Raw genomic sequence first — 21,440 nt, 5'->3', positions numbered from 1 at the left:
TGGGAGCGGGCTTGCTCGCGAAAGCGGTCTGTCAGGCGCTACAAATCTTTCAGAATGTCCGCCATATCATCCGCATGCTCTTCTTCCTGAGCCAGGATGTCTTCGAAGATGCGCCGGGTGGTCGGGGCTTTTTCGCCGATGTACTGAATGGCGCGGTGACCGAAAACTACAGCGCCGATCTCAAAGATCGCAGGCTGCGCCAGCGCCTACAGGGGTATGTGTGTACGCCGATGGCTTCACCCGGTTCGGGCCGTCGCTGATTGTCATAGACTGGTCGTCGAGTTGTCATTTTTGATGTCGATGCTTGGCTGCTGTCCTGCATTCAGCCTTGCGTCACCTCACCGATCACTAGGATGTCCGTTCATGTCGCAAGGTTCTGCCACGCGTTATCCGTTGGTGCTGGTCCCGGGAATGTTCGGGTTTATCCGTCTGGTGCTTTATCCGTACTGGTACGGGATTATCTCGGCGTTGCGCCAGGGCGGGGCGACGGTGATTGCGGTGCAAGTCTCGCCGCTCAATTCGAACGAGGTACGTGGCGAGCAGTTGCTGGCGCGGATCGAGGAGATTCTGCGCGAAACCGGGGCCGAGAAGGTCAACCTGATCGGCCATAGCCAGGGCGCGCTCACCGCCCGTTACGCCGCCGCCAAGCGCCCGGACCGGGTGGCTTCGGTGACGTCGGTGGCCGGGCCCAATCACGGTTCGGAACTGGCGGATTACCTGCACAAACACTATCCGGGAGATAGCGCCCAGGGGCGATTGCTCAGCGTTTTGCTGCGGTGGATCAGTGCGCTGATGAGCCTGCTGGAAACCGGTTATCGCGGGCCGAAGCTGCCGGTTGATATCCATGCTTCCCATCATTCACTGATGACAGAAGGCGTGGCGCTGTTCAACCAGCGTTATCCACAGGGCTTGCCTGACACTTGGGGCGGGCATGGGCCGGAAGAGGTCAACGGCGTGCGCTATTACTCGTGGTCCGGCACTTTGCAGCCGGGTAAAACCGATCGTGGGCGCAATCTGTTCGACGGGACCAATTGCAGTTGTCGGTTGCTTGCCAAAACCTTCGTGCGCGAAGTCGGGCATTGCGACGGGATGGTCGGGCGTTACAGCTCGCATCTGGGAACGGTAATTGGCGATGAATATCCGCTGGATCACTTCGACATCGTCAATCAGTCGCTGGGACTGGTGGGGAAGGGGGCCGAGCCGGTCCGGTTGTTTGTCGAGCATGCGGCGCGGTTAAAAGCGGCGGGGGTTTAGCCCGCGTTGTGGCGAGGGGATTTATCCCCGTTGGACTGCGTAGCAGTCCCTTTTTTTGGGGCCGCTTCGCAGCCCAACGGGGATAAATCCCCTCGCCACAGTTCAGGCAACACTGACCTTTCGGCCCAACACCGTGGTCCAACGCTCCGAAACGATCACCCCACCCAACGTCAACACCCCGCCCACCAGGTGATACATCGCCAACTGTTCATGCAGCACCAACGCCGCAATCAACGCCGTGATCACCGGCAGCAGATTGAAAAACTGCGTCGTCCGGCTCGGCCCCAGGCGCACCACGGCCTGCATCCACGCCAGCGGCGCAACCATCGAGGCCAGCAGGCAGGCGTACAGCACCAGCGGAATGTTCTGCAACGTCGGGCCGATTTTCGGTGACGCGACAAACAGCGGAAACAGCACCAGCACCGCCACCCACACCTGCAAATACAACAACACCAGTGGCGGCAAACGTAGCTGCCATTTTTTCAGCAGCGTGCTGTAGATCGCGTAGGCCAGCGTGGCGATCAGCATCATCGCATCGCCCAGATTCACCCCGTGTTCGATCAGCGCACCGAGGCTGCCGGACGACACCACCACCAACACACCGGCAAACGACAGCACCGCGCCGGCCAACGCACCCGCGGTCAGGCGCTGGCCGAGACTGACGATGGCCATGGCCAGCGACATCAACGGCATCAGCGACAGGATGATCCCCATATTAGTGGCCGACGTCAGTGTCGCCGCGAAATACGCCAGGCTTTGATAAACCGCCATGCCCAGCACGCCGAGGATGAAAATCTTCCCCAGGTTCGGGCGAATGGCCGACCAATGGGCGATGACGGGTTTAAGCATGAACGGCGTGAACAGCAATCCGGCCAGCAGCCAGCGATAAAAACCGATTTCGGCGGGGAAGATCGCGCCGGCCGACATTTTGGTGATCACGGTGTTGCCGGCCCAAATGAAAATGGCCAGCAGGGGATAAGCGTATTGCATCGGAAAAAACCAGAACGTTAATGAGGGGTGATTATCGCCTGTCTGGATGAAAGCCTATACTTCGATCCAGACAACCCGCCCCGGATGACGGACAGCATGAACAGCAAACACATCGACCTGCTGGACTTCAGCGAACTGCCTTCGCCGGTCTACTTCCGTTATGCCGACTTCGATACTCACGAATATGCCTCGACCCACCGTCACCCCTGGGGCACGCTGGAATACTCGGCCAACGGTGTCTTGCACATGGAAATCGGCAGCAGCCGCTTCATGTCGCCGCCGCAATACGCCGTGTGGGTGCCGCCGCAGATCGAGCACAGTTTCTACAGCAATCAACCGATCAACTACCGAGCGGTCTGCCTTGCGCCGGCGCTCTGCCAGGAACTGCCACAGCAGGCCTGCACCCTGGCGATCAGCGACATTCTCAAAGCGATCCTCAAGGACTTCGCCGCCCGCGACGTGAAGATTCCCGAACAGGCTGCGGACAAGCGCCTGGCTCAAGTACTGGTGGATCAACTGCAACAGGCCCCCATTCACGAGTGTTACTTGCCCTACGCCAGCAGCCCCGGGCTGTTCGGCATTCTGGAAGCCTTGCAGACTGAACCCGGAGATAACCGGCCTCTGTCGGCGTGGGCTGCGCAGATCCATGTCAGCGAGCGCACGCTGGCGCGGCAGTTTGTGCGCGAACTGGGCATGAGTTTCGGCGAATGGCGGCAGCGCTTGCGCTTTCTGGCGGCGATCGAAGCGCTGGACAGTCAACGCAGCATTCAGGAGATCGCTTTCGACATGGGTTACAGCACCGGTTCGGCGTTCATCGCGATGTTTCAACGTCAGGCCGGATGCACGCCGGAGCAGTACCGACGCAGCCACCTCGAGAGCAGGAAGGTGTAACAGGTTTTTTCTACACTCCAGAACGAGGCCACGCCCCTCGGCACGGCAAGCCGACGCTACCGCGAAGAGGCCGGCAAGGGCGCTGCAAAAATAGCCTGAAGCCCCGACCAAGGTCGACCCACACAATCCCTAGTGCTGGCACCCGAACGCTGGCAGACTGCCAATCCTTTTACGCCGTTCGTTTTGAGGCTGTATGCCAACGTTTTCTCAACGCCAAGTCTTGTTGCTCATCAGTTGGGTCATCATCTTCGGTGGCTTGTTGCTGGTGATTCCGCTGCGCTTGTTGCCAAGCCTGTTGGCCGGCCTGCTGGTTTTCGAACTGGTCAACATGCTCACCCCGCAATTGCAGCGGCTGATCGAAGGTCGGCGTGCGCGCTGGCTGGCGGTGGCGTTGCTGGGGACGTTAGTGGTGAGTGTGCTGGCGCTGATCTTTGCCGGCGCCATCAGCTTCCTGCTGCACGAAGCGGAAAACCCAGGCGCTTCCCTCGACAAATTCATGGTCGTGGTCGATCGTGCGCGCGGGCAATTGCCACCGTTCATCGACGCCTACCTGCCCGCCAGCGCCGCCGAGTTCCGCGTGGCCATCGGCGAGTGGATGAGCAAGCACCTCAGCGACTTGCAGCTCGTCGGCAAAGACGCGGCGCACATGTTCGTGACGTTGCTGATTGGCATGGTGCTCGGGGCGATCATCGCCCTGCAACGGGTGCCGGACGTGACCAAGCGCAAGCCGCTGGCCGCCGCACTGTTCGAGCGTCTGCACCTGCTGGTGCAGGCGTTCCGCAACATCGTGTTCGCCCAGATCAAGATTTCCCTGCTCAACACCTTCTTCACCGGGATTTTCCTGGCGGTGGTCCTGCCGATGTTCGGCATCAAACTGCCGCTGACCAAGACCCTGATCGTGCTGACCTTCCTGCTCGGCCTGCTGCCGGTGATCGGCAACCTGATGTCGAACACGCTGATCACCATCGTCGGTTTGTCGCTGTCGATCTGGGTCGCGGTGGCGGCGTTGGGTTACCTGATTGTTATCCACAAGCTCGAATACTTCCTCAACGCGCGCATTGTCGGCGGGCAGATCAGTGCCAAGTCGTGGGAGTTGCTGCTGGCGATGCTGGTGTTCGAGGCCGCGTTCGGCCTGCCGGGGGTGGTGGCGGGGCCGATTTATTACGCGTATCTGAAGAGTGAGTTGAAGCAGGTGGGGATGGTTTGATCGGTTTTGATCAAACCTGTGGCGAGGGAGCTTGCTCCCGCTGGGCCGCGAAGCGGCCCCGTTTATCCCTAAAAAGTAGGGGACTGCTACGCAGTCCAGCGGGAGCAAGCTCCCTCGCCACAGGGTTTAACCTCAGTCCATCGGGCCGTAACGTTTGGCCGCTTCGATCGCCAAACCGCTGCCGATACTGCCAAAGATGTTCCCTTCCACATGCTGCGCATTCGGCAACATCGCCGACACACTGTTGCGCAACGCCGGAATCCCGCTTGAACCACCCGTGAAGAACACGGTGTCCACCTGATCGACCCGCACGTTGGCGTCGTTGAGCATTTGGGTCACGCTGTTGCGCACGCGCTCCAGCAGGTTGTCGATGGCCCCTTCGAACAGTGCCCGGCTCAGCTCGACGCTAAGGCCCGGCTCGATGCGGTCCAGCGGCACATGGCGGCTGTCGGCGTGGGTCAGCTGGATCTTGGTTTCTTCCACTTCCATCGCCAGCCAATGCCCGGCGCGCTGGTCGATCAGCTTGAACAGGCGATCGATGCCGCCGGTGTCTTCGATGTCGTAACGCATGCTGCCCAAGGCCAAGGTCGATTTCTGTGAGTACACCGAGTTGATGGTGTGCCAGGTCGCCAGGTTCATGTGGTGGCTGGTCGGCATGTAGGCGCCGCTCTTCATGCGGCTGCCGTAGCCGAACAGCGGCATCAGGCCTTGCAGGCTCAGTTGCTTGTCGAAATCGGTCCCGCCGATGTGCACGCCGCCGGTGGCGAGGATGTCGTCGTGGCGGTTGTCGTGGTTGCGGCGCTCCGGGGACAGGCGCACCAGCGAGAAGTCCGACGTACCACCGCCGATGTCGACGATCAGTACCAGCTCTTCCTTTTCGATGGTCGACTCATAGTCGAACGCCGCCGCAATCGGTTCGTACTGGAACGACACATCCTTGAAGCCGATGGCGCGGGCCACGTCCACCAGGGTGTTTTCCGCTTCCTGGTCGGCCATTTCGTCGTCGTCGACGAAGAACACCGGACGACCCAGCACCACTTCGTCGAATTCGCGACCGGCCGCCGTTTCGGCGCGCTTCTTCAGTTGGCCGATAAACAGCCCGAGCAGGTCCTTGAACGGCATCGCTGTGCCGAGCACGCTGGTGTCGTGCTTGATCAGCTTGGAACCCAGCAGGCTCTTGAGCGAGCGCATCAGCCGGCCTTCGTAGCCTTCCAGGTACTCGTGCAGCGCCAGCCGGCCGTACACCGGGCGGCGTTCTTCCATGTTGAAGAAGACCACCGACGGCAGGGTGATCTTGTCGTCCTCCAGCGCGATCAGCGTTTCCATGCCGGGGCGCAGCCAGCCGACGGTGGAGTTGGACGTGCCGAAGTCGATACCACAGGCACGGGCTGGAGATGCGTTTTTCATGTCTTTCAGGTTCCGGTTAAAAAAACGGCCGCGCAGTGTATGCCAGTGCGGCGCAGATTCGAAGGCCGACTATCCGCTAAATCGCAGCTAATAGCGCCTTGATAAGCTGGCCGGATGCCCCAAACTTGTCTGCATTGAGCCTGGCAGCCATTGGACGGTCGCAAAAACCGCCCACCGCTGCCGATAAACACTTGAGATCGGTCAACCCTGCGGCTGCCAATGAGCGCATGCTGCCGGTGACGGCGCGATTTTGATAATGGATGGTGATTCCCACGATGGACTTCAAAGACTATTACAAGATTCTCGGTGTGGAACCGACCGCGGACGATAAGACGATCAAGGCGGCTTATCGCAAGCTGGCGCGTAAATACCACCCCGACGTCAGCAAGGAAAAGGACGCCGAGTCCAGGTTCAAGGACGCCTCGGAAGCCTATGAAGCGCTGAAAAGCGCCGACAAGCGCGCCGAATACGACGACTTGCGCAAATATGGCCAGCACGGCCAACCGTTCCAGGGCCCGCCGGGTTGGCAGGGGCGTGGTGCCGGTGGTTTCGGTGGCGGTCAGGACTCGGGCGATTTCTCGGACTTTTTCAGTTCGATCTTCGGTAACCGTGGTCCGGGTTTTGGTGGTGGACAGTCGGGCCGCAGCGCCGGGCGTAGAGGGCAAGACGTGGAAATGGAATTAGCGATTTTTCTGGAAGAAACCCTCTCCAACGAATCGAAGAAGGTCACCTTCAAAGTGCCGCAGTACAACGCGGCCGGCCAGCATGTCAGCAACACCAGCAAAAGCCTGAACGTGAAAATCCCGGCCGGCGTGACCGATGGCGAGCGCATCCGTCTCAAGGGCCAGGGCGCACCGGGCATCGGTGGCGGGGCGAATGGCGACCTGTACCTGACCATCCGGTTTGCGCCGCACCCGAAATTCGACGTCGAAGGCGAGAACCTGATCATCACCCTGCCGCTGGCGCCATGGGAATTGGCGTTGGGCACCGAAGTGGCCGTGCCTACACTGACAGGCAGGATCAACCTCAAGGTGCCGGCCGGCAGCCAGAACGGCCAGCGCATGCGCGCCAAGGGCCACGGTTTGCTGAACAAGGCCGGGCAACGGGGTTACCTGTTCGTGCAACTCAAGGCGGTCATGCCTAAAGCTGCAGACGACGAGGTCAAGGCGTTGTGGCAGGAACTCGCGAAAAAAGCTGCGTTCAACCCCAGAGAACACTTCTGATCCAAGAGACGGAGTAGCCCATCATGAGCAACCCTCTGATCGTTCAACTGGACATGGCAGAATTCTGTGAGGCGACCGATTTATCGGACGTCTACGTGATCGAAATCGTCGAGCACGGCATCCTCGAACCTCAGGGTGAACAGCCCAAGGATTGGCGTTTCAACGATTATGAGTTGGCGCTGGCCAAGCGTGCCGCCAAGCTGCGGCACGACCTGGATCTGGAGTGGGAAGGTGTTGCGTTGGCGCTGGATTTGCTTGAAGAGGTCCAGCAGCTGCGGGCGGAGAACCGGATGCTCAAGCAAAGGTTGGGGCGGTTGGTGGTGGAGTAGCACCGATGATCTACGATCTTCTCAAATTTCGATTGGATGTGCTTGGGTTCGAACGTTGCTGGGGCAGTCCCTGCGTCGCTATTCGCAGGTCCGACAGAGTCATTCGTTCTACGCCATCTACTCCCACTTCTAAACCATTCGGATGACGTATAACGCCGTCTAATCCCAGCGTGGAGCCATCTGGAAGAAGTCCGGCAGACAGGGAAGGAGGATTTGGATTTGAGCCTGCCATGGCGGTATTTGAATCAATTCTCCTTGGCGTGCGGGACCTTCCAGTTGAGCGCCCGCCCGTATGCTCATTCCGGGGCTGCAGTGGCGGGAGTTGGTTTCGCGGAGGCCGTGGCGGTGGGCTATCGCGGGGGATTGTAACGATGGGGACGGCCGCGGGATCCGTCGCTGTCGGGAATCTTTGATATACATTTTCTTGCACTGTTCTTCGAGCGTTTGCGGCTGCCGTATCGATGGGCGCTAAATCAGGAGGAGGGTTGTGTCTTGTTCTCCTGATCATCGAGAAGAGTTTTAGCCGCCCCGTCGGATCCGAAAAATTCACCGGATCTCCTCCACAATACATATAAGCATTCAAACCACCCTCCCCAAACGGACTCCAACTGTCCGGGCTATGAAACCGCATCAAATTCGGGTTGTAAGCGCGGTAGCCTTTGCCCAATAGATACCAGCCAATGTATTTCTCACTGAGTTCGCCGTTGAAACCCAGGTGTGAGGCAATCGCCTGCGGTGCGGATTGTTGGCCGTAGGCGGAGTAAGCGATCGGATTGGGCTCGCCCCCAGTCAGTTCGACGAGTATTGAATTGCTGTTGTCGGTAGCCAGCAGGAGAGTACGGGGCATGTCTGGGGCATCCTGGAAAGAGGGTCGACTTGGATCCATGTCCTAGTCTGACTTCGCTGCCGGGTTTGCGGTACTAGCAGAACTGATAGTCACGCGCTGCGCCGGGAGTCGACCGCATTCCCCTGAAGGAACCCGGTCGAAGGTGGGAGCGAGCTCGCGAAGGACGAGAACGATAACGCGTGCTGTCTGAATGAACGCGTTGCCTGGACTTTTTTCGCGAGCAGGCTCGCTCCTACAGTTGATCGGGTGGTTGGCTAATCAATGGGGTCGAGTTGGTCCAGCGCCCGGTTCACCGTGATTTCCGCCGTCATGACGATTTGGACAACGCCCAGCAGGGTGTTGCGACTTGATCCCGTTTCTCGGTCTGCCAGGTCCATGGTGATCACGCAGGCGGAAGCCAGCGACTCGCTTGCAAAACCCAGCAGTTCTTGAACATCGACTTCAGGGTTGACGCTGAACATCGTGGACGGCGTGCGCGGGGTGGCGCGGATGTCGGCGGTGGAGAAGGGGACGTCATCGACGTCTGGGTTTGGCGGATCAGGAGTTACCTTACGCATAAACTGTGTTCTCCATTCGGCGCCAACCCTCTCGACCGCTAAGCGGAAAGGGTGGCGGCTGCACGCAGGTTAGCGGACCGGGGAACACAGCAAAGCCGGTGCGCCCGAAGGCGCCCTGCGCACAGCCACCATCAAATCGCAGGTACAAAAATACCTGTGCGATGGTTGCTCGTGCAGCTGTGAACCTCGGGCCGCTAAGCCCGACCACTGATGAGCAGTGGCAGGTCAACGATAAAACCCGTGGTCAGGCTGCACAAGCCGGCGGAGTCTGGCGTAACTGTAGGCAACGACGCAAGGTTGTGTGGCTTTCAGGAAGTGACGAGAAGTGCTTTTAAACAGGGGCGCTAAACAAGGAAGGCTTCCGACGTACGAGGCCGTGAAGCGACAGTTTCAACCGGGTAATCAGGAAATGTCTGACGCTGTTTTTCGTTTTGGTGGACGGGAATAGGGTGATGCGGTTGTCCATTGATACGCGTAATCGTTAACGTCCATCGCGAGCAGGCTCGCTCCCACATTTGATCTCCAGTGTTTGCGAGATCAGTGTGGGAGCGAGCCTGCTCGCGAAGAACGATTACGCGGTCCCTCTGCCTTACACTTTCCTGGGTAACACCACGGTAAACAGCGTCCCGTCGACTTCGTTCGAACTGACCTCGATCGTCCCGCCGTGCGCATCGACCACTTCTTTGACGATAAACAATCCCAGCCCGAGGCTGGTGGAAGGCTGGCCGAGTTCTTCGTCGGCGCTGCGCACCAGCGGATCGAAGATCGTGCCGATCGCGTCCTCGGGAATCGGTATACCGTCGTTATGCACCGTGAGGCGAACCGCATCGGGTTCGCCGCTGAGTGTGACCGTGACATCCCGTTTGTTCGAACCATGCTGCAACGCATTGCCAATCAGGTTTTGCAGCAGTTGGCCCAGGCGTCCGGCATCCCAGACGCCTCGGGTGTCTCCCTGCACGTTCACCGTCGGATCGCACTCGGGGTTGCCCGCACAGGCATCGGCAATCGCTGCGTGCGCCGCATCGGCCAGGTCCATGGGCGCCGGGTCGATCGGCAGGCTTTTGCCCAGGCGACTGCGCACCAGCTCCAGCAAATCGCTGACCATCACCGCCATGTGCCGCGCGCCGCGCTTGATATTGATCGCGCACGTCAGCGCATCGCCTTCGAGTGTGGTTTTGCGCATCAGCATTTCAGTCGACATGCTCACCGCTTGCAACGGTGCGCGCAGGTCATGACCGAGAATCGCCAGAAAGATGTCTCGCGAGTGATTGACCTGCTCTGCGTAGGCCGCCGTGGATTCGGCAAGGGCTTCGTCGATGGCTTCGTTGAAACGGATCATGTCCTGAAAGTAAGCGAGGTCCGGCGATTCCAGGCGGTTGACCCACAGCCGAATCACACAGGCGCGCAGGTGGCGGAACTCGCTGGTCATCTGCACCAGGTCGAAGCCCACGGTATGCCGCAGCTCGCCGTGGCTGGCGCCCGCCTCATCCAGGCTCGGGGTGTTTTCCGGGCCTTCGCCCTTGGCCTTGGCGATCTGTTCGCTGGCGGTTTGCGCGGTCGTCATGTCCCGGGCTGCGGCCAGCAGAATCGCCTTGGCGTGATCACGCAAAGCCACTTGATCCATATTCTCGGCCGCCGGGGTGATCGTCCTGGCGAACTGCTCCCATTCATCGACGATACGGTCTACATGTTGCCTGATGAATTCGGGTAGGCGCATGGCCGGGTTCCTGAGGATTTTGGAGGCTGGACGAGTCGCATAGTAGCGCCTTCAGGCGGGAAAAAAACCTCCGGCGGCGCAGCGGCACACTCGGCATTTATCAGGGTGGTACATAGGTGTATTTGTGCTCCTGTTTTTCGAACGAAGAACGTATTCCTCTCGCTTTAACCAACAGTTATTCAGGCTTTTGTTTTGCTGACGGGTGAATAGTCTATTGGCTCCACCCATCATTTGAAGGTTAGAACCCATGTCTGATTTGCAAGGAAGCAATCCGACGAACGCTCCGTCTGCAACCCTGGTTGCCAAAAGTGTTCACGAGCAGCGAGTGACCAAGGTCATCCCCGCTGCGATAAAAAATGCATCGCCGGCCACGCTTGAATCCATGTTGAAGCTGAATGCCAAAATGCCGGACTGGTACATGAAAGCAACGGAGACCGACCGGCAGCATCTGAAAACGTTGATCGATGAACGCTGGCGCTCGCAAGGCGAGCTGGATGAACTTCTGGGTGATCTTCAGAGCGATATCGATGCCTTCGGTAAACGATTGCTCAGTACATCGCTGCAAGCGAACTTCAATACGCACGAAGATCCTGAAACCCTGTCACTGCAACTTTACGTTCCGGACAACCTCATTTTTGGCATCGATACCGGGGTCAGTCGTATGCGGCGAAGTTCGTTACTCGCTGCGGCGTTACATAACTTTGAAGAAGCGGAAACCCAAGAGGCCGCGTTCAGAAGTGGCTCCGGTGTTTATCGCGACAGTCCTCAGGGAACTCCACACCGAATCAATGCAATTACCCCGGCAAGGTTCGCCAGCCTGTGCCGCCGACTGGATATCGGTGGGCAGTATCAAACCCATATCAAAGCGCGGCTTGAGCCAACGGCGCCTGAAGCGAAGCAGCAGTTGCAGGACCGTTCGACAACCAGTGAAAAAGCGGCTTTCAAGTCATCGGCCTTGATCGCGCATCTGAAAGGCGATATCAGCGCTGAAGCCTTTGACCGGCTGCAGGATGTCGTCGAAGGAAAAGAAAACATCAGGTTCCATGGTTCACCCCTGCACAGCCACCGATTGTCGTTGATGGGTTTTCGCATGACCTCGATCGTGCTGTTCAGCGCTGTGAGCGAGGCTTCGGTCTTGAAAAAGGCAGTCGATGCCTTGACGCCCGAGAGTGTGAAATTCTGGACCGGCTGGTCTCAGCGTATTCCTTTTTTAACCGGCAGCGCCTATGAAAATTACAAGCTGGTCCAGGCCTTCTTCGCCAATGGCCCCACGGGTATCAAGGACGAAATGCTGCGCAAGGATGACATTTATCAACAGAGCCGCCTGACCGGCCCGTTGATCGCCTATGTTCCGGATGACCCCGACCATCCGTTGAAAGAATATGCCTCGCTCACCGAGTTCATGAAGGCCTTGATCGGCCAGTTGCGCGATCCGGATTACCAGGCATTTTTCAGCCGGTTTGTGGCGCAGAAGGACAAAGGACATTTTTTCGCCAGGGTCAACGAGCGGCTCAAGACCATCAAGTGGAAACAGCGTGAACCGCTCGACATGGGCCCTTGGTGGCGCGAAACCGCCATCGAAAATCCCGACGCGGAACCCATCACCAATCGGATCGCCAATGACCTGTGGATCACCCTGTTCCAAGAGCGGCGGGACAAGGTCATCAGCGATGCACGCAGCATTGCCGTGCCGACCGACGACGAAGATTCGGCCAGTCGCTGGAAGCGTCTGACCAGCTACCTGAGCATTGGCTGGAACGTGTTCAGCTTCGCCGCCATGCTGGTTCCCGGTGTGGGCGAGGTGGTGTTGGGCATCATGGTTGCGCAGATGCTCGCGGAGCTGGCCGAAGGCATCGAGGATTGGAGCAAGGGCGACAAGGAGGAAGCTGCGACTTACATCAACGGTGCGCTGATCAACTTTGCGCAATTTGCGCTGATGGGGGCAGGGTACGTGCTACCCAAAACGTCTGTCGCCCTTTCGCCCTTCGTCGAAAACCTCAAGCCCGTGGAGTTCAATGGCCAGGAGCGGCTGTGGAATCCCGACCTGACAGCCTACGAACATCCGGTTGTCTTGCCGCAAGCCGCCGAGCCAGGCGAGCTGGGTCTGTACCAACATGAGAGCAAGGACGTACTGCGACTCGATGACAAGCATTACGTGGTGGCGACGGACCCGGAGACCGGGTTGCAACGCCTCAGGCACCCGGAGCGTCCAGACGCGTATCAACCCGTTGTCGAGCATAACGGTTCCGGAAGCTGGAAGACTGAAATCGATCGTCCCCTGGCGTGGGACAAGACCCGCCTGCTCAGGCGATTGGGTGCAGCGACGGATGAGGTCGCCGATGAATCCCTCGAGCAGATCCTGACCGTCAGTGGCTTCAAGGAAAACGCGCTGCGCCGGATGCATGTCGAGCACGAAACACCTCCAGCCTTGCTGGTCGATACCCTCAATCGCTTCAAGGCGTATGCGCAGGCCGGTGAACTTGGCGAGCAAATCCTGGCTGACAGTACTCCCGAAGCGTTGGAGGACTTGATTCCCGCGTTCATGACCGAACTCCCGCGCTGGCCTGAGTCTCGAGGGATCGCGCTGTTCGACGGGCCAAAGCTGGACGGTGTGTCTGTAGATTTCGGCTCGGCTGAGCGTCAGATCAAACTGTCTCGCATCGACCTGCGGGCAGGCCGTTTGCCGATCCGGGTGATCGAGAATTTCAGCGAAACGGAAATTCATGAATTGCTCGGCCAGGGTATTTCCAGCGACAAGCAACTGCGCATCAACGAACTGCGAAAACGTCTGGCCGATCACGCCGGTCAACAGCGTCAACGCGTGTTCGACACCCTCTACAAACAACGGAAGATCTCTGACAGTGCCGATGTGCTGTTGCTGTGCGACGCCTATCCGAAATTACCGGTGATCGTCGCCGAAGAGTTATTGCGTGATGCCACCCCGGAGGAATTGCTTCACCTGACCCAAAAACGCCGAATTCCCCTGAGCCTTCGCGAAAAGGCGCGAGCAGCACAGGACCGGGTGCGAATGAGCCGCGCCTATGAAGGCCTGTATCTGGAAGCACTGGAAGACACTGACACCCGTCGACTGGAACTGGCCTCGCTGGCCGCGATGCCTGGCTGGTCGGCCGAAGTTCGCATTGAGGTTCGTGCCTTCTCGTACACCGGCGAACTGCAGGCCAGCGTCGGCCCCGAAGACGCGCCGATCCGCAAAGTCCTGTTTGTCGATGAGAAAGGCTTGTACCACGCACGCGACGAGCAAGCGCAGCATCTGCACGGTGCCGATGACTTCTATGCTTCTTTGCTGCATGCATTGCCAGACACTGAACGCAAAGCCCTTGGATTCGAAATTTATGAGGGAGACAAGCTCAAGCAGACGCTCCAGCGTTCGCCGCTGAGCCAGGAGCGTTTTGCCTCGGTTCTGGAACAGCACCCGATCCGGAAGCCGGCCTACGACCCGCAAGCCATGCGCCTTCGGGGCGGCATGCGAGGGTATCCGCGTCAAATGAGCGTGGAGACGATTCGTCAACGCCTTGGCTGGCTGTATCCGGAGTGCTCCGAGGCGGAGGTGGGTGAGCTGATGAGTGGCTTCGGGAATTCGGCACTTGAGCGTCTGAAGGCGCTGGAGGATGAATTCGACCATTTGGAACGTTCGCTCAATAGCTGGATAAGGTCACCGGCCACCCTGCCGAGCACCGGTTTGGTGGCGAAGCTGGAAATCGAATCCAGGAAGAATATCGCTGCGACGATCAAACAGTGCTGGCAACGGACCGGCCCGGCGGGAGTCGAGGTCCCCGGCATTGTCCGTCCGCAGGCGCTCTATCTGGGGGAGCAGTCAATGTACCGGCACATTGCGAGCATGCCGAAGCTGACTGCCAATTTCGATCACGTTACCCGTCTGAGCATGCCCCGGGCCAACATGCTGCCCGACCAAGTGGACTTTCTGGAGCCGTTCCGCCAACTGCGCGATCTGGACGTTAGCGGGAATCAACTGAACCGTTTGCCGTCAGCCATTGGCAAAATGCCTTTTCTTGAGGACCTGGCGCTGAGCGATAACCGCATCGAGCTGACCCTGCAGGCGGTGGCGCATTTGAAAGGTCTGACCCGTCTCAGATCCTTGGGATTGAGAGGCAACCCATTGAGGCTGCTGCCCGATATCAGCCGGATGCCGGAACTGCATTTGTTGATTCTGGAGAACACCGGCATCGACAGCTGGCCAACCGGGCTTTTTTCCCAGCCGCGCCCGCGTAATTTTTACCTTGATCTTCGAAGCAACCCGATCAGCCGTATACCGGACGTTGCTCCCGGTTCATTCCGTGCCGAGTTGCTGGCGCGCACCCTGTTGAGTCGAGAGCCCGGACGGATATCCCCGGAAAATCTGAACACCCTAAGGCGCTATACCGAGTCGGTCGGCCTCGACCCCGATCGCCCTTATCCGCCTAGAGGAACCCTGGACAGCATTCAATGGGCGGAAGGTATGTCCGGTCAGTGGCAGACCAGGCAAGCCATCTGGGATGCGGTCGAGGATGAGTTCCACTCCGAGTCTTTTTTCAATGAAATCAGGCGGCTGACCCAGTCATCCGATTTCAAGGCCGGCGGCCTGTATCGACGGGACCTGACGGCGAAGGTCTGGCGCATGCTCGAGGCCATGGAAAAGGATAGCGAATTACGCACGACAATTTTTGCCGAAGCGGTGGCGCGGACACAGTGTGTCGACGGGGCAACGCAATTGTTCAACGTCATGGGTATGAAAGTGCTTGTCCACGAAGCATATGGATTGGCCAACCCCGGTTTGGTCGAAGCCGAGCTGGTCAGCCTGGCCAAGGGTTCGTCGCGACTCGACGAGGTCGAGAGGATTGCCGAGGACCATATCGCGAAAGGCGTTGCAAAAGGTGAGCGGATCCGAGAGGCGGGTGCCGACGGTAATGTGACGGGGACCATTGATATCGTAGAAGTTCACCTGGCGTTTACCACCGAACTGGCGGGGCCCGAGGAGGGGGATCTGGCGAATCCCGGGTCGCAGAAAGGCCTCGACTTGCCATGGCAGGCCCGCTCCATGCAGTTTCGCAGCGTTGCCGGTGTGGAGCTGAAAGATATTGAAGACGCTCGTATTAGGGTCCTGGAGCTGGAGGAAGGCGATCTGCTGCGCGATTCGATCGCCGAACAGCCTTTCTGGAAATCCTATGTGGAAGGCGTCAACCGGTCACGCTTCAAGCAGTTTAAACGGCGAGAGAATGCGCTTTATGAGTTCAAGACCGCCCTGGAAGAAAGGGCAGACGGGGTAGACCTGTCGCCAGAGGAAAAAGATCACTTGAAAACACAGATCAGGACATTGGCCTTTGAGCTGGGTAAACCGGAAAGCGAATTCGCCCCTGGCACGGTCATGACCGATGACGAATTCGCGGAGCAATACAGTGCGATAAAAAACGAGGAGAAAACGTTTCTCAGGCAGTTGACGCAACAAGCGATGGATCGGGCGAAGCTGCAAAGGGTTGCAATACCCTTCGCCGTCGAAGGGGCCGACCGGGCGTAATCTCACGTAACAGTGCTCGGTGCCGGCGGGACAAGCGACGTCAACAAGACCTTTCTGCTGCTCAGGAAACCGCAGCCCCTTGAACCTGAGACCTCCTGACCCCCCACCGCTGCGCGCTGAACGCGCTGCGGTGGGGTTTGAGCCTGTCCATCAGAACAGGAAGTAACGCTGCGCCATCGGCAGTGTTTCCGCCGGTTCGCACCACAGCAACACACCGTCGGCCTTGACCTGATAGGTCTGCGGGTCAACGTCGATGTTCGGCAGGTAATCGTTGTGAATCAGATCGGTTTTCTGCACCTCGCGACAACCTTTGACCACAGCGATTTTCTTCTTCAACCCCAAGGTTTCCGGCAAACCTGCCTCCTGCGCCGCCTGACTGATGAACGTCAGGCTGGTGGCATGCAGCGAGCCGCCGTAACTGGCGAACATCGGACGGTAATGCACCGGTTGCGGTGTCGGGATCGACGCATTCGCGTCACCCATCAGGCTGGCCGCAATGGCACCGCCCTTGAGGATCAGCGTCGGTTTTACCCCGAAAAACGCCGGACGCCACAGCACCAGATCGGCCCATTTACCCACTTCCACCGAACCCACTTCGTGGCTGATGCCGTGGGTGATCGCCGGGTTGATGGTGTACTTGGCGATGTAGCGTTTGGCGCGGAAGTTGTCGTTGCCCTCGCCATCACCCGGCAGCGGGCCGCGCTGTTTTTTCATCTTGTCGGCGGTCTGCCAGGTGCGCGTAATGACTTCGCCGACGCGGCCCATGGCCTGGCTGTCGGAGCTGATCATCGAGAACGCGCCGAGGTCGTGGAGGATGTCTTCGGCGGCAATCGTCTCGCGGCGGATACGGCTTTCGGCGAAGGCCACGTCTTCGGCAATGCTCGGGTCCAGGTGGTGGCAGACCATCAGCATGTCGAGGTGTTCGTCGATGGTATTGCGGGTAAAGGGCCGGGTCGGGTTGGTCGAGCTCGGCAGCACGTTGGCGAAACCGCAGGCCTTGATGATGTCCGGCGCGTGGCCGCCACCGGCGCCTTCGGTGTGATAGGTGTGAATGGTTCGGCCCTTGAACGCGGCGAGGGTGGTTTCGACGAAGCCGGACTCGTTGAGCGTGTCAGTGTGGATCGCTACTTGTACGTCGTACTGATCGGCGACGCTCAGGCAGTTGTCGATGCTCGCCGGTGTGGTGCCCCAGTCTTCGTGCAATTTAAGACCGATGGCGCCGGCCTTGACCTGTTCGATCAATGGCTCCGGCAGGCTGGCGTTGCCCTTGCCGGTGAGACCGATGTTCATCGGGAACGCGTCCGCCGCTTGAAGCATCCGCGCCAGATGCCACGGGCCGGAGGTGCAGGTGGTGGCGTTGGTCCCGGTGGCCGGGCCGGTGCCGCCGCCGATCATGGTGGTGACGCCGCTCATCAGCGCTTCTTCGATTTGCTGCGGGCAGATGAAGTGGATGTGCGTGTCTATGCCGCCGGCGGTGAGGATCATGCCTTCGCCCGCGATGACTTCGGTGCTGGCGCCGATAGCAATGGTGACGTTCGGCTGCACATCCGGATTGCCCGCCTTGCCGATGCCCGCAATGCGCCCATCCTTGAGACCGACGTCAGCCTTGACGATGCCCCAGTGGTCGATGACCAGCGCGTTGGTGATCACCGTGTCGACGACTTCGGCGGCCAGCAACTGGCTTTGGCCCTGGCCGTCGCGGATGACTTTGCCGCCGCCGAATTTCACTTCTTCGCCGTAGGTGGTGAAGTCTTTTTCGACCTCGATCCACAGCTCGGTGTCGGCCAGGCGGACCTTGTCACCGACAGTGGGGCCGAACATGTCGGCGTAGGCCTGACGGGAAATCTTCATCGTAATTCCTTGCACAAATTTATTGTGGCGAGGGGATTTATCCCCGCTCGGCCGCGCAGCGGTCGTAAAACCGCCACCTCGGTCTATCTGCAATAACTCATTCGTTGGATGGCGAGCGCTTCGCACCCGAACGGGGATAAATCCCCTCACCACAGGGGCCAATGTCAGTCGAGGTCACCCATGATCCTGCCGGCAAACCCGAACACCCGCCGATGCCCGGCCAGGTCAACCAGCTCGACCTCGCGGCTCTGCCCCGGTTCGAAGCGCACGGCGGTGCCAGCGGGGATGTTCAGGCGCATGCCGCGACTGGCGGCGCGGTCGAAGGTCAGGGCGTCGTTGGTTTCGAAAAAATGATAATGCGAGCCGACCTGGATCGGCCGGTCGCCGCTGTTGGCCACTTTCAGGCTGACGGTGCGACGGCCGACGTTGAGTTCGATGTCGCCGGGCTGGATCTGGAATTCACCGGGAATCATCAATGGGCTCCCTGGAGAATCTTGTAGTAGAGGGCGGTCGGTTTGTACCGGCCGCTCGGGTCGCAGGCGTAGTCGGGAATTTCGCCGGCGCGGCTGTAACCCAGCGCCTTGTAGAAATCTTCGGCGGGGGAGCCGGCCTCGGTGTCGAGGTAGAGCATGCCGCGCTTGTGCTGCAGTGCGGCCTGTTCCAGGGCGCTCATCAACTGTTGGCCCAGGCCCCGGCGGCGTGCATGTTCACGCACCAGCAGTTTCTGCACTTCGGCGCGGTTCAGCCCGTTGGCTTTCTGGCACAGGGTCAGTTGCACGCTGGCCTGCACCTGTTCGTCCTTGACCACCACCCACAGCAGCACGTTGCCCTTGTTCAGGTTGTCCTGAACCTCATCGAAATGGGCGCGGGCCTGAGTGGCATCCAGATCGGCCATGAAACCGACACTGGCGCCATAGCCGACGGCGTCGAGCAGCAGATCAATCAAACCCTGACGATAGTGTGCAAAGCTTTCAACATTGACTCGGCGCAATTGGGCTGCGTTCATCGGGCGTTACTCCTTGTTGGCGGGCGGCGGTTCTGCGCCAGGATTGAGGGTCAGTTGCATGAAGGTCAGGTCCAGCCAGCGGCCGAACTTGGTGCCTACCTGAGGCATTTGCCCAGTGGTCACGAAACCGACCCGTTCATGCAGGCGGATGGAAGCGGCGTTGCCGCTTTCGATGGCAGCGACCATCACATGCTTGTCGCAGCCTTTGGCGCGCTCGATCAGCACGTCCATCAATTGCGGGCCCAGACCATTGCCGCGCTGGTCGCTGCGCACGTAGACCGAGTGCTCGACGGTGTGACGGAAACCATCGAACGGTCGCCAGTCCCCAAATGAAGCGTAGCCGAGTACGCTTTTATCGCCGTCGACAATCACCAGGACCGGATAGCCCTGGGCTTGTCGGGCGCTGAACCAGGCCTGACGGTTGCCCAGGTCCACGGCCTGTTCGTTCCAGATCGCCGTGGTGTAGAGCACGGCGTCGTTATAGATGTCGCGGATCGCCGGCAGATCGGCGTGCACCGCATCGCGGATGTGATAAGTCATGGCGCGGCCTCAGGCGATCGGTTGGTGGACGGTGACCAGTTTTGTGCCGTCGGGGAAAGTGGCTTCCACCTGGATTTCCGGGATCATCTCCGGGATGCCTTCCATCACTTGTTCGCGGCTGAGCAGGGTGGTGCCGAAGTGCATCAGCTCGGCCACGGTCTGGCCGTCACGGGCGCCCTCGAGCAACGCCGCGGAAATATAGGCCATCGCTTCCGGGTAATTGAGTTTCACGCCGCGCGCCAAACGCCGCTCGGCCACGAGGCCGGCGGTGAAGATCAGCAGCTTGTCTTTTTCGCGTGGGGTCAGGTCCATTGTTTGGAATCCATCTGGGCAGATAAAAAATACTCGGATCTGTGAATACAAAACCTGTGGGAGCGCATTTCAGGTGCTCCATATTCGCGGTGGGACTGCTTCTCGGCCTAACAATGCGGGCCTGAGCAATCGCCATAATTCGATAAGCCAGCCTCGCGCCAACAGCGCCTCACTGGCCAGGCATCGGGCGACGAGCAAACCCGGCAACTGCGTCAGATCCCCGCGTACGTCATTGCTCAACGAACGGCATTTCTCCAGTAATTCACTATCAATCTCCCCAGTCACCAGCAACGTCGCAAACACCGGTTGTCCATCCAGTCCCATCGGCGAATCGAGCAAGCCGTCATCCCCGACAATGCGCTGGCGTTCGTGCCAGAGCAACTGACCGTCGCGGCGGATATCCAGCTGCGCCTGAAAATGCCCTAGGTCAAAACGCTCGCCACTGGCCGGGCGGCCGAGTGCGACGACGTCCCAGTAGAACAACCGCGCATCGCCTTCCAGATCAATGGACGTGCTGAGCTCGGCCTGGGCGTCGCTGAAGATAATCGTTTCTTGCGGCAGCCACTCCAGTGTCGCGCCGTTGGCCACTCTCAAATCAAGTTTCTGATAAGCCGGCCCGGCCGCGCGATACCACTTGGCGGCGCCGGGGCTGGTGATTTGCGCCCACGCCTGGCTGCCAACGCTGGCGCTGATGTCCAGTCGATCACCACCGGCAATCCCGCCCGGCGGGTGGACGATGATGTGCTGGCAGACCTCGGGACCTTCGGCGTACAGATGCTTTTGCACCCGCAACGGACCTTTGTGCCGGCGCTGCACCGGGCGCGTGCTGTCGCCGAATCGGGCGTAGCCCAACTCCAGCTCGGCGTGCCAGCTCGGGGTAAACAGGACAGTGGGAAGCGTTGAATTCATGATTTCTAATTATCGTTAGGACGCTACAGATTAGATCGTAACCAGGCCGCGTACACCCTCGGCTTCCATATTTTCTCCGCGGCCCTGCTGCACAATCTCGCCGCGGGACATCACCAGGTATTGATCGGCCAGTTCGGCGGCGAAATCGTAGAACTGCTCCACCAGCAGAATCGCCATGTCACCGCGTTCCGCGAGTTTTTTGATCACCGCGCCGATCTCCTTGATCACCGACGGCTGGATGCCTTCGGTCGGCTCGTCGAGGATCAGCAGCCGTGGCCGACTGGCCAGTGCACGGCCGATTGCCAACTGCTGTTGCTGACCGCCGGACAGGTCACCGCCACGGCGATGCTTCATTTGCAGCAACACCGGGAACAGTTCGTAGATGAACGCGGGGACCTCTTTCGCTTCGCTGCCGGGGAATCGCGACAGGCCCATCAGCAGGTTTTCTTCCACGGTCAGCCGGCCAAAAATCTCCCGGCCTTGAGGTACGTAGGCGATCCCCGCGTGCACTCGCTGGTGCGGCTTGAACGTGGTGATCGGCTTGTCTTCCCAGTTCACCGCGCCTTCTTTGGCCGGGAGCAAACCCATCAGGCATTTGAGCAGGGTGGTTTTGCCCACGCCGTTGCGCCCGAGCAGGCAGGTGACTTCACCGACCTTCACATCAAACGTCAGGCCCCGCAGGATGTGGCTACCGCCGTAGAACTGGTGCAGCTTGTCGACTTGCAGCATCTTCAAATTCCTTCTGTTCCACACGATCCCGCTCTTGAACTGCTCTTGTAGGAGCTGTCGAGTGAAACGAGGCTGCGATCTGTTGATCTTGATCTTTCCTGGCAACACTGAAGATCAAAAGATCGCAGCCTCGTTTCA

Annotated in this window: 19 protein-coding genes and 1 pseudogene; 6 read left to right on the top strand and 14 right to left on the bottom strand. The window is 59.4% G+C overall.

Going from position 1 to position 21,440, the window contains the following annotated elements; genetic code table 11:
* Positions 1-38: 38 nt before the first annotated feature.
* A pseudogene (locus tag ACYZTL_RS12650) lies at positions 39-137 on the bottom strand (bacterioferritin); the annotation flags it as partial.
* A 226-nt stretch (positions 138-363) separates the two neighbouring features.
* Between ACYZTL_RS12650 and ACYZTL_RS12645 the strand changes: the two are divergent.
* Positions 364-1,254, top strand: a complete 891-nt coding sequence (locus tag ACYZTL_RS12645; protein ID WP_461952068.1) for an esterase/lipase family protein — start codon at positions 364-366, stop codon at positions 1,252-1,254.
* 102 nt (positions 1,255-1,356) lie between these two features.
* Here the strand turns inward: ACYZTL_RS12645 and ACYZTL_RS12640 are convergent, their stop codons facing one another.
* Entirely contained in the window at positions 1,357-2,244 is an 888-nt protein-coding gene (locus ACYZTL_RS12640; protein WP_461952067.1) for a DMT family transporter, read from the bottom strand.
* 96 nt (positions 2,245-2,340) lie between these two features.
* Between ACYZTL_RS12640 and ACYZTL_RS12635 the strand changes: the two genes are divergently transcribed.
* A complete protein-coding gene (locus tag ACYZTL_RS12635; protein ID WP_461952066.1) occupies positions 2,341-3,135 on the top strand; it encodes an AraC family transcriptional regulator in 795 nt (264 codons plus the stop codon).
* A gap of 193 nt (positions 3,136-3,328) precedes the next feature.
* Positions 3,329-4,342 carry an AI-2E family transporter gene (locus ACYZTL_RS12630; RefSeq protein WP_461952065.1) on the top strand — a complete coding sequence of 338 codons (1,014 nt, stop codon included), beginning with the start codon at positions 3,329-3,331 and terminating at the stop codon, positions 4,340-4,342.
* 132 nt (positions 4,343-4,474) lie between these two features.
* Here the strand turns inward: ACYZTL_RS12630 and ACYZTL_RS12625 are convergent, their stop codons facing one another.
* Positions 4,475-5,749 (bottom strand): Hsp70 family protein, encoded by a 1,275-nt coding sequence (locus ACYZTL_RS12625; protein WP_461952064.1) that lies wholly within the window; start codon positions 5,747-5,749, stop codon positions 4,475-4,477.
* 76 nt (positions 5,750-5,825) lie between these two features.
* Complete coding sequence (locus ACYZTL_RS12620; RefSeq protein WP_461952063.1) at positions 5,826-6,023, bottom strand: hypothetical protein; 198 nt, start codon at positions 6,021-6,023, stop codon at positions 5,826-5,828.
* A gap of 1 nt (position 6,024) precedes the next feature.
* On the opposite strand from ACYZTL_RS12620, the gene ACYZTL_RS12615 reads away from it, so the two are divergent.
* A complete protein-coding gene (locus ACYZTL_RS12615) occupies positions 6,025-6,972 on the top strand; it encodes a DnaJ C-terminal domain-containing protein (protein ID WP_461952062.1) in 948 nt (315 codons plus the stop codon).
* 23 nt (positions 6,973-6,995) lie between these two features.
* Positions 6,996-7,301, top strand: coding sequence for a chaperone modulator CbpM (locus ACYZTL_RS12610; protein ID WP_461952061.1), 306 nt, complete (start codon positions 6,996-6,998; stop codon positions 7,299-7,301).
* Positions 7,302-7,311: 10 nt separating this feature from the next.
* Here the strand turns inward: ACYZTL_RS12610 and ACYZTL_RS12605 are convergent, their stop codons facing one another.
* From ACYZTL_RS12605 to ACYZTL_RS12595, 3 genes are all read right to left on the bottom strand, one after another.
* A complete protein-coding gene (locus tag ACYZTL_RS12605) occupies positions 7,312-8,148 on the bottom strand; it encodes an RHS repeat-associated core domain-containing protein (RefSeq protein ID WP_461952060.1) in 837 nt (278 codons plus the stop codon).
* A 254-nt stretch (positions 8,149-8,402) separates the two neighbouring features.
* Positions 8,403-8,705, bottom strand: a complete 303-nt coding sequence (locus ACYZTL_RS12600; protein WP_461952059.1) for a DUF6124 family protein — start codon at positions 8,703-8,705, stop codon at positions 8,403-8,405.
* A 589-nt stretch (positions 8,706-9,294) separates the two neighbouring features.
* Entirely contained in the window at positions 9,295-10,422 is a 1,128-nt protein-coding gene (locus ACYZTL_RS12595; protein ID WP_461952058.1) for a sensor histidine kinase, read from the bottom strand.
* Between the two features lie 247 nt (positions 10,423-10,669).
* Between ACYZTL_RS12595 and ACYZTL_RS12590 the strand changes: the two genes are divergently transcribed.
* Positions 10,670-15,955, top strand: coding sequence for a dermonecrotic toxin domain-containing protein (locus ACYZTL_RS12590; protein WP_461952057.1), 5,286 nt, complete (start codon positions 10,670-10,672; stop codon positions 15,953-15,955).
* A 150-nt stretch (positions 15,956-16,105) separates the two neighbouring features.
* On the opposite strand, the gene ureC is transcribed toward ACYZTL_RS12590, so the two are convergent.
* The 7 genes from ureC to urtE form a co-directional block, all read right to left on the bottom strand.
* Positions 16,106-17,806 (bottom strand): urease subunit alpha, encoded by a 1,701-nt coding sequence (gene ureC / locus ACYZTL_RS12585; protein WP_461952056.1) that lies wholly within the window; start codon positions 17,804-17,806, stop codon positions 16,106-16,108.
* A gap of 164 nt (positions 17,807-17,970) precedes the next feature.
* Positions 17,971-18,279, bottom strand: coding sequence for an urease subunit beta (locus ACYZTL_RS12580; protein WP_438659770.1), 309 nt, complete (start codon positions 18,277-18,279; stop codon positions 17,971-17,973).
* A complete protein-coding gene (locus tag ACYZTL_RS12575; RefSeq protein WP_461952055.1) occupies positions 18,279-18,812 on the bottom strand; it encodes a GNAT family N-acetyltransferase in 534 nt (177 codons plus the stop codon). Before ACYZTL_RS12575 ends, ACYZTL_RS12580 begins: the two co-directional genes overlap by 1 nt.
* Positions 18,813-18,818: 6 nt before the next feature.
* On the bottom strand, positions 18,819-19,352 hold the full coding sequence (locus ACYZTL_RS12570; protein WP_461952054.1) for a GNAT family N-acetyltransferase: 534 nt from the start codon (positions 19,350-19,352) through the stop codon (positions 18,819-18,821).
* Between the two features lie 9 nt (positions 19,353-19,361).
* On the bottom strand, positions 19,362-19,664 hold the full coding sequence (gene ureA, locus ACYZTL_RS12565; RefSeq protein ID WP_007907366.1) for an urease subunit gamma: 303 nt from the start codon (positions 19,662-19,664) through the stop codon (positions 19,362-19,364).
* Between the two features lie 69 nt (positions 19,665-19,733).
* Positions 19,734-20,573 carry an urease accessory protein UreD gene (locus tag ACYZTL_RS12560; protein ID WP_461952053.1) on the bottom strand — a complete coding sequence of 280 codons (840 nt, stop codon included), beginning with the start codon at positions 20,571-20,573 and terminating at the stop codon, positions 19,734-19,736.
* Between the two features lie 30 nt (positions 20,574-20,603).
* Positions 20,604-21,302, bottom strand: coding sequence for an urea ABC transporter ATP-binding subunit UrtE (gene urtE, locus ACYZTL_RS12555; RefSeq protein ID WP_461952052.1), 699 nt, complete (start codon positions 21,300-21,302; stop codon positions 20,604-20,606).
* Between the last annotated feature and the right edge of the window lie 138 nt (positions 21,303-21,440).

It is taken from the genome of Pseudomonas sp. LB3P81, from assembly GCF_054897965.1.
This window is presented reverse-complemented; position numbering and strand designations above follow the sequence as displayed.

Excerpts from the sequence above, each read along its gene's own strand:
- ACYZTL_RS12645 (WP_461952068.1), top strand. The coding sequence starts at position 364 with ATGTCGCAAGGTTCTGCCACGCGTTATCCGTTGGTGCTGGTCCCGGGA.
- ACYZTL_RS12640 (WP_461952067.1), bottom strand. The coding sequence starts at position 2,244 with ATGCAATACGCTTATCCCCTGCTGGCCATTTTCATTTGGGCCGGCAAC.
- ACYZTL_RS12635 (WP_461952066.1), top strand. The coding sequence starts at position 2,341 with ATGAACAGCAAACACATCGACCTGCTGGACTTCAGCGAACTGCCTTCG.
- ACYZTL_RS12630 (WP_461952065.1), top strand. The coding sequence starts at position 3,329 with ATGCCAACGTTTTCTCAACGCCAAGTCTTGTTGCTCATCAGTTGGGTC.
- ACYZTL_RS12625 (WP_461952064.1), bottom strand. The coding sequence starts at position 5,749 with ATGAAAAACGCATCTCCAGCCCGTGCCTGTGGTATCGACTTCGGCACG.
- ACYZTL_RS12615 (WP_461952062.1), top strand. The coding sequence starts at position 6,025 with ATGGACTTCAAAGACTATTACAAGATTCTCGGTGTGGAACCGACCGCG.
- ACYZTL_RS12610 (WP_461952061.1), top strand. The coding sequence starts at position 6,996 with ATGAGCAACCCTCTGATCGTTCAACTGGACATGGCAGAATTCTGTGAG.
- ACYZTL_RS12605 (WP_461952060.1), bottom strand. The coding sequence starts at position 8,148 with ATGCCCCGTACTCTCCTGCTGGCTACCGACAACAGCAATTCAATACTC.
- ACYZTL_RS12600 (WP_461952059.1), bottom strand. The coding sequence starts at position 8,705 with ATGCGTAAGGTAACTCCTGATCCGCCAAACCCAGACGTCGATGACGTC.
- ACYZTL_RS12595 (WP_461952058.1), bottom strand. The coding sequence starts at position 10,422 with ATGCGCCTACCCGAATTCATCAGGCAACATGTAGACCGTATCGTCGAT.
- ACYZTL_RS12590 (WP_461952057.1), top strand. The coding sequence starts at position 10,670 with ATGTCTGATTTGCAAGGAAGCAATCCGACGAACGCTCCGTCTGCAACC.
- ureC (WP_461952056.1), bottom strand. The coding sequence starts at position 17,806 with ATGAAGATTTCCCGTCAGGCCTACGCCGACATGTTCGGCCCCACTGTC.
- ACYZTL_RS12580 (WP_438659770.1), bottom strand. The coding sequence starts at position 18,279 with ATGATTCCCGGTGAATTCCAGATCCAGCCCGGCGACATCGAACTCAAC.
- ACYZTL_RS12575 (WP_461952055.1), bottom strand. The coding sequence starts at position 18,812 with ATGAACGCAGCCCAATTGCGCCGAGTCAATGTTGAAAGCTTTGCACAC.
- ACYZTL_RS12570 (WP_461952054.1), bottom strand. The coding sequence starts at position 19,352 with ATGACTTATCACATCCGCGATGCGGTGCACGCCGATCTGCCGGCGATC.
- ureA (WP_007907366.1), bottom strand. The coding sequence starts at position 19,664 with ATGGACCTGACCCCACGCGAAAAAGACAAGCTGCTGATCTTCACCGCC.
- ACYZTL_RS12560 (WP_461952053.1), bottom strand. The coding sequence starts at position 20,573 with ATGAATTCAACGCTTCCCACTGTCCTGTTTACCCCGAGCTGGCACGCC.
- urtE (WP_461952052.1), bottom strand. The coding sequence starts at position 21,302 with ATGCTGCAAGTCGACAAGCTGCACCAGTTCTACGGCGGTAGCCACATC.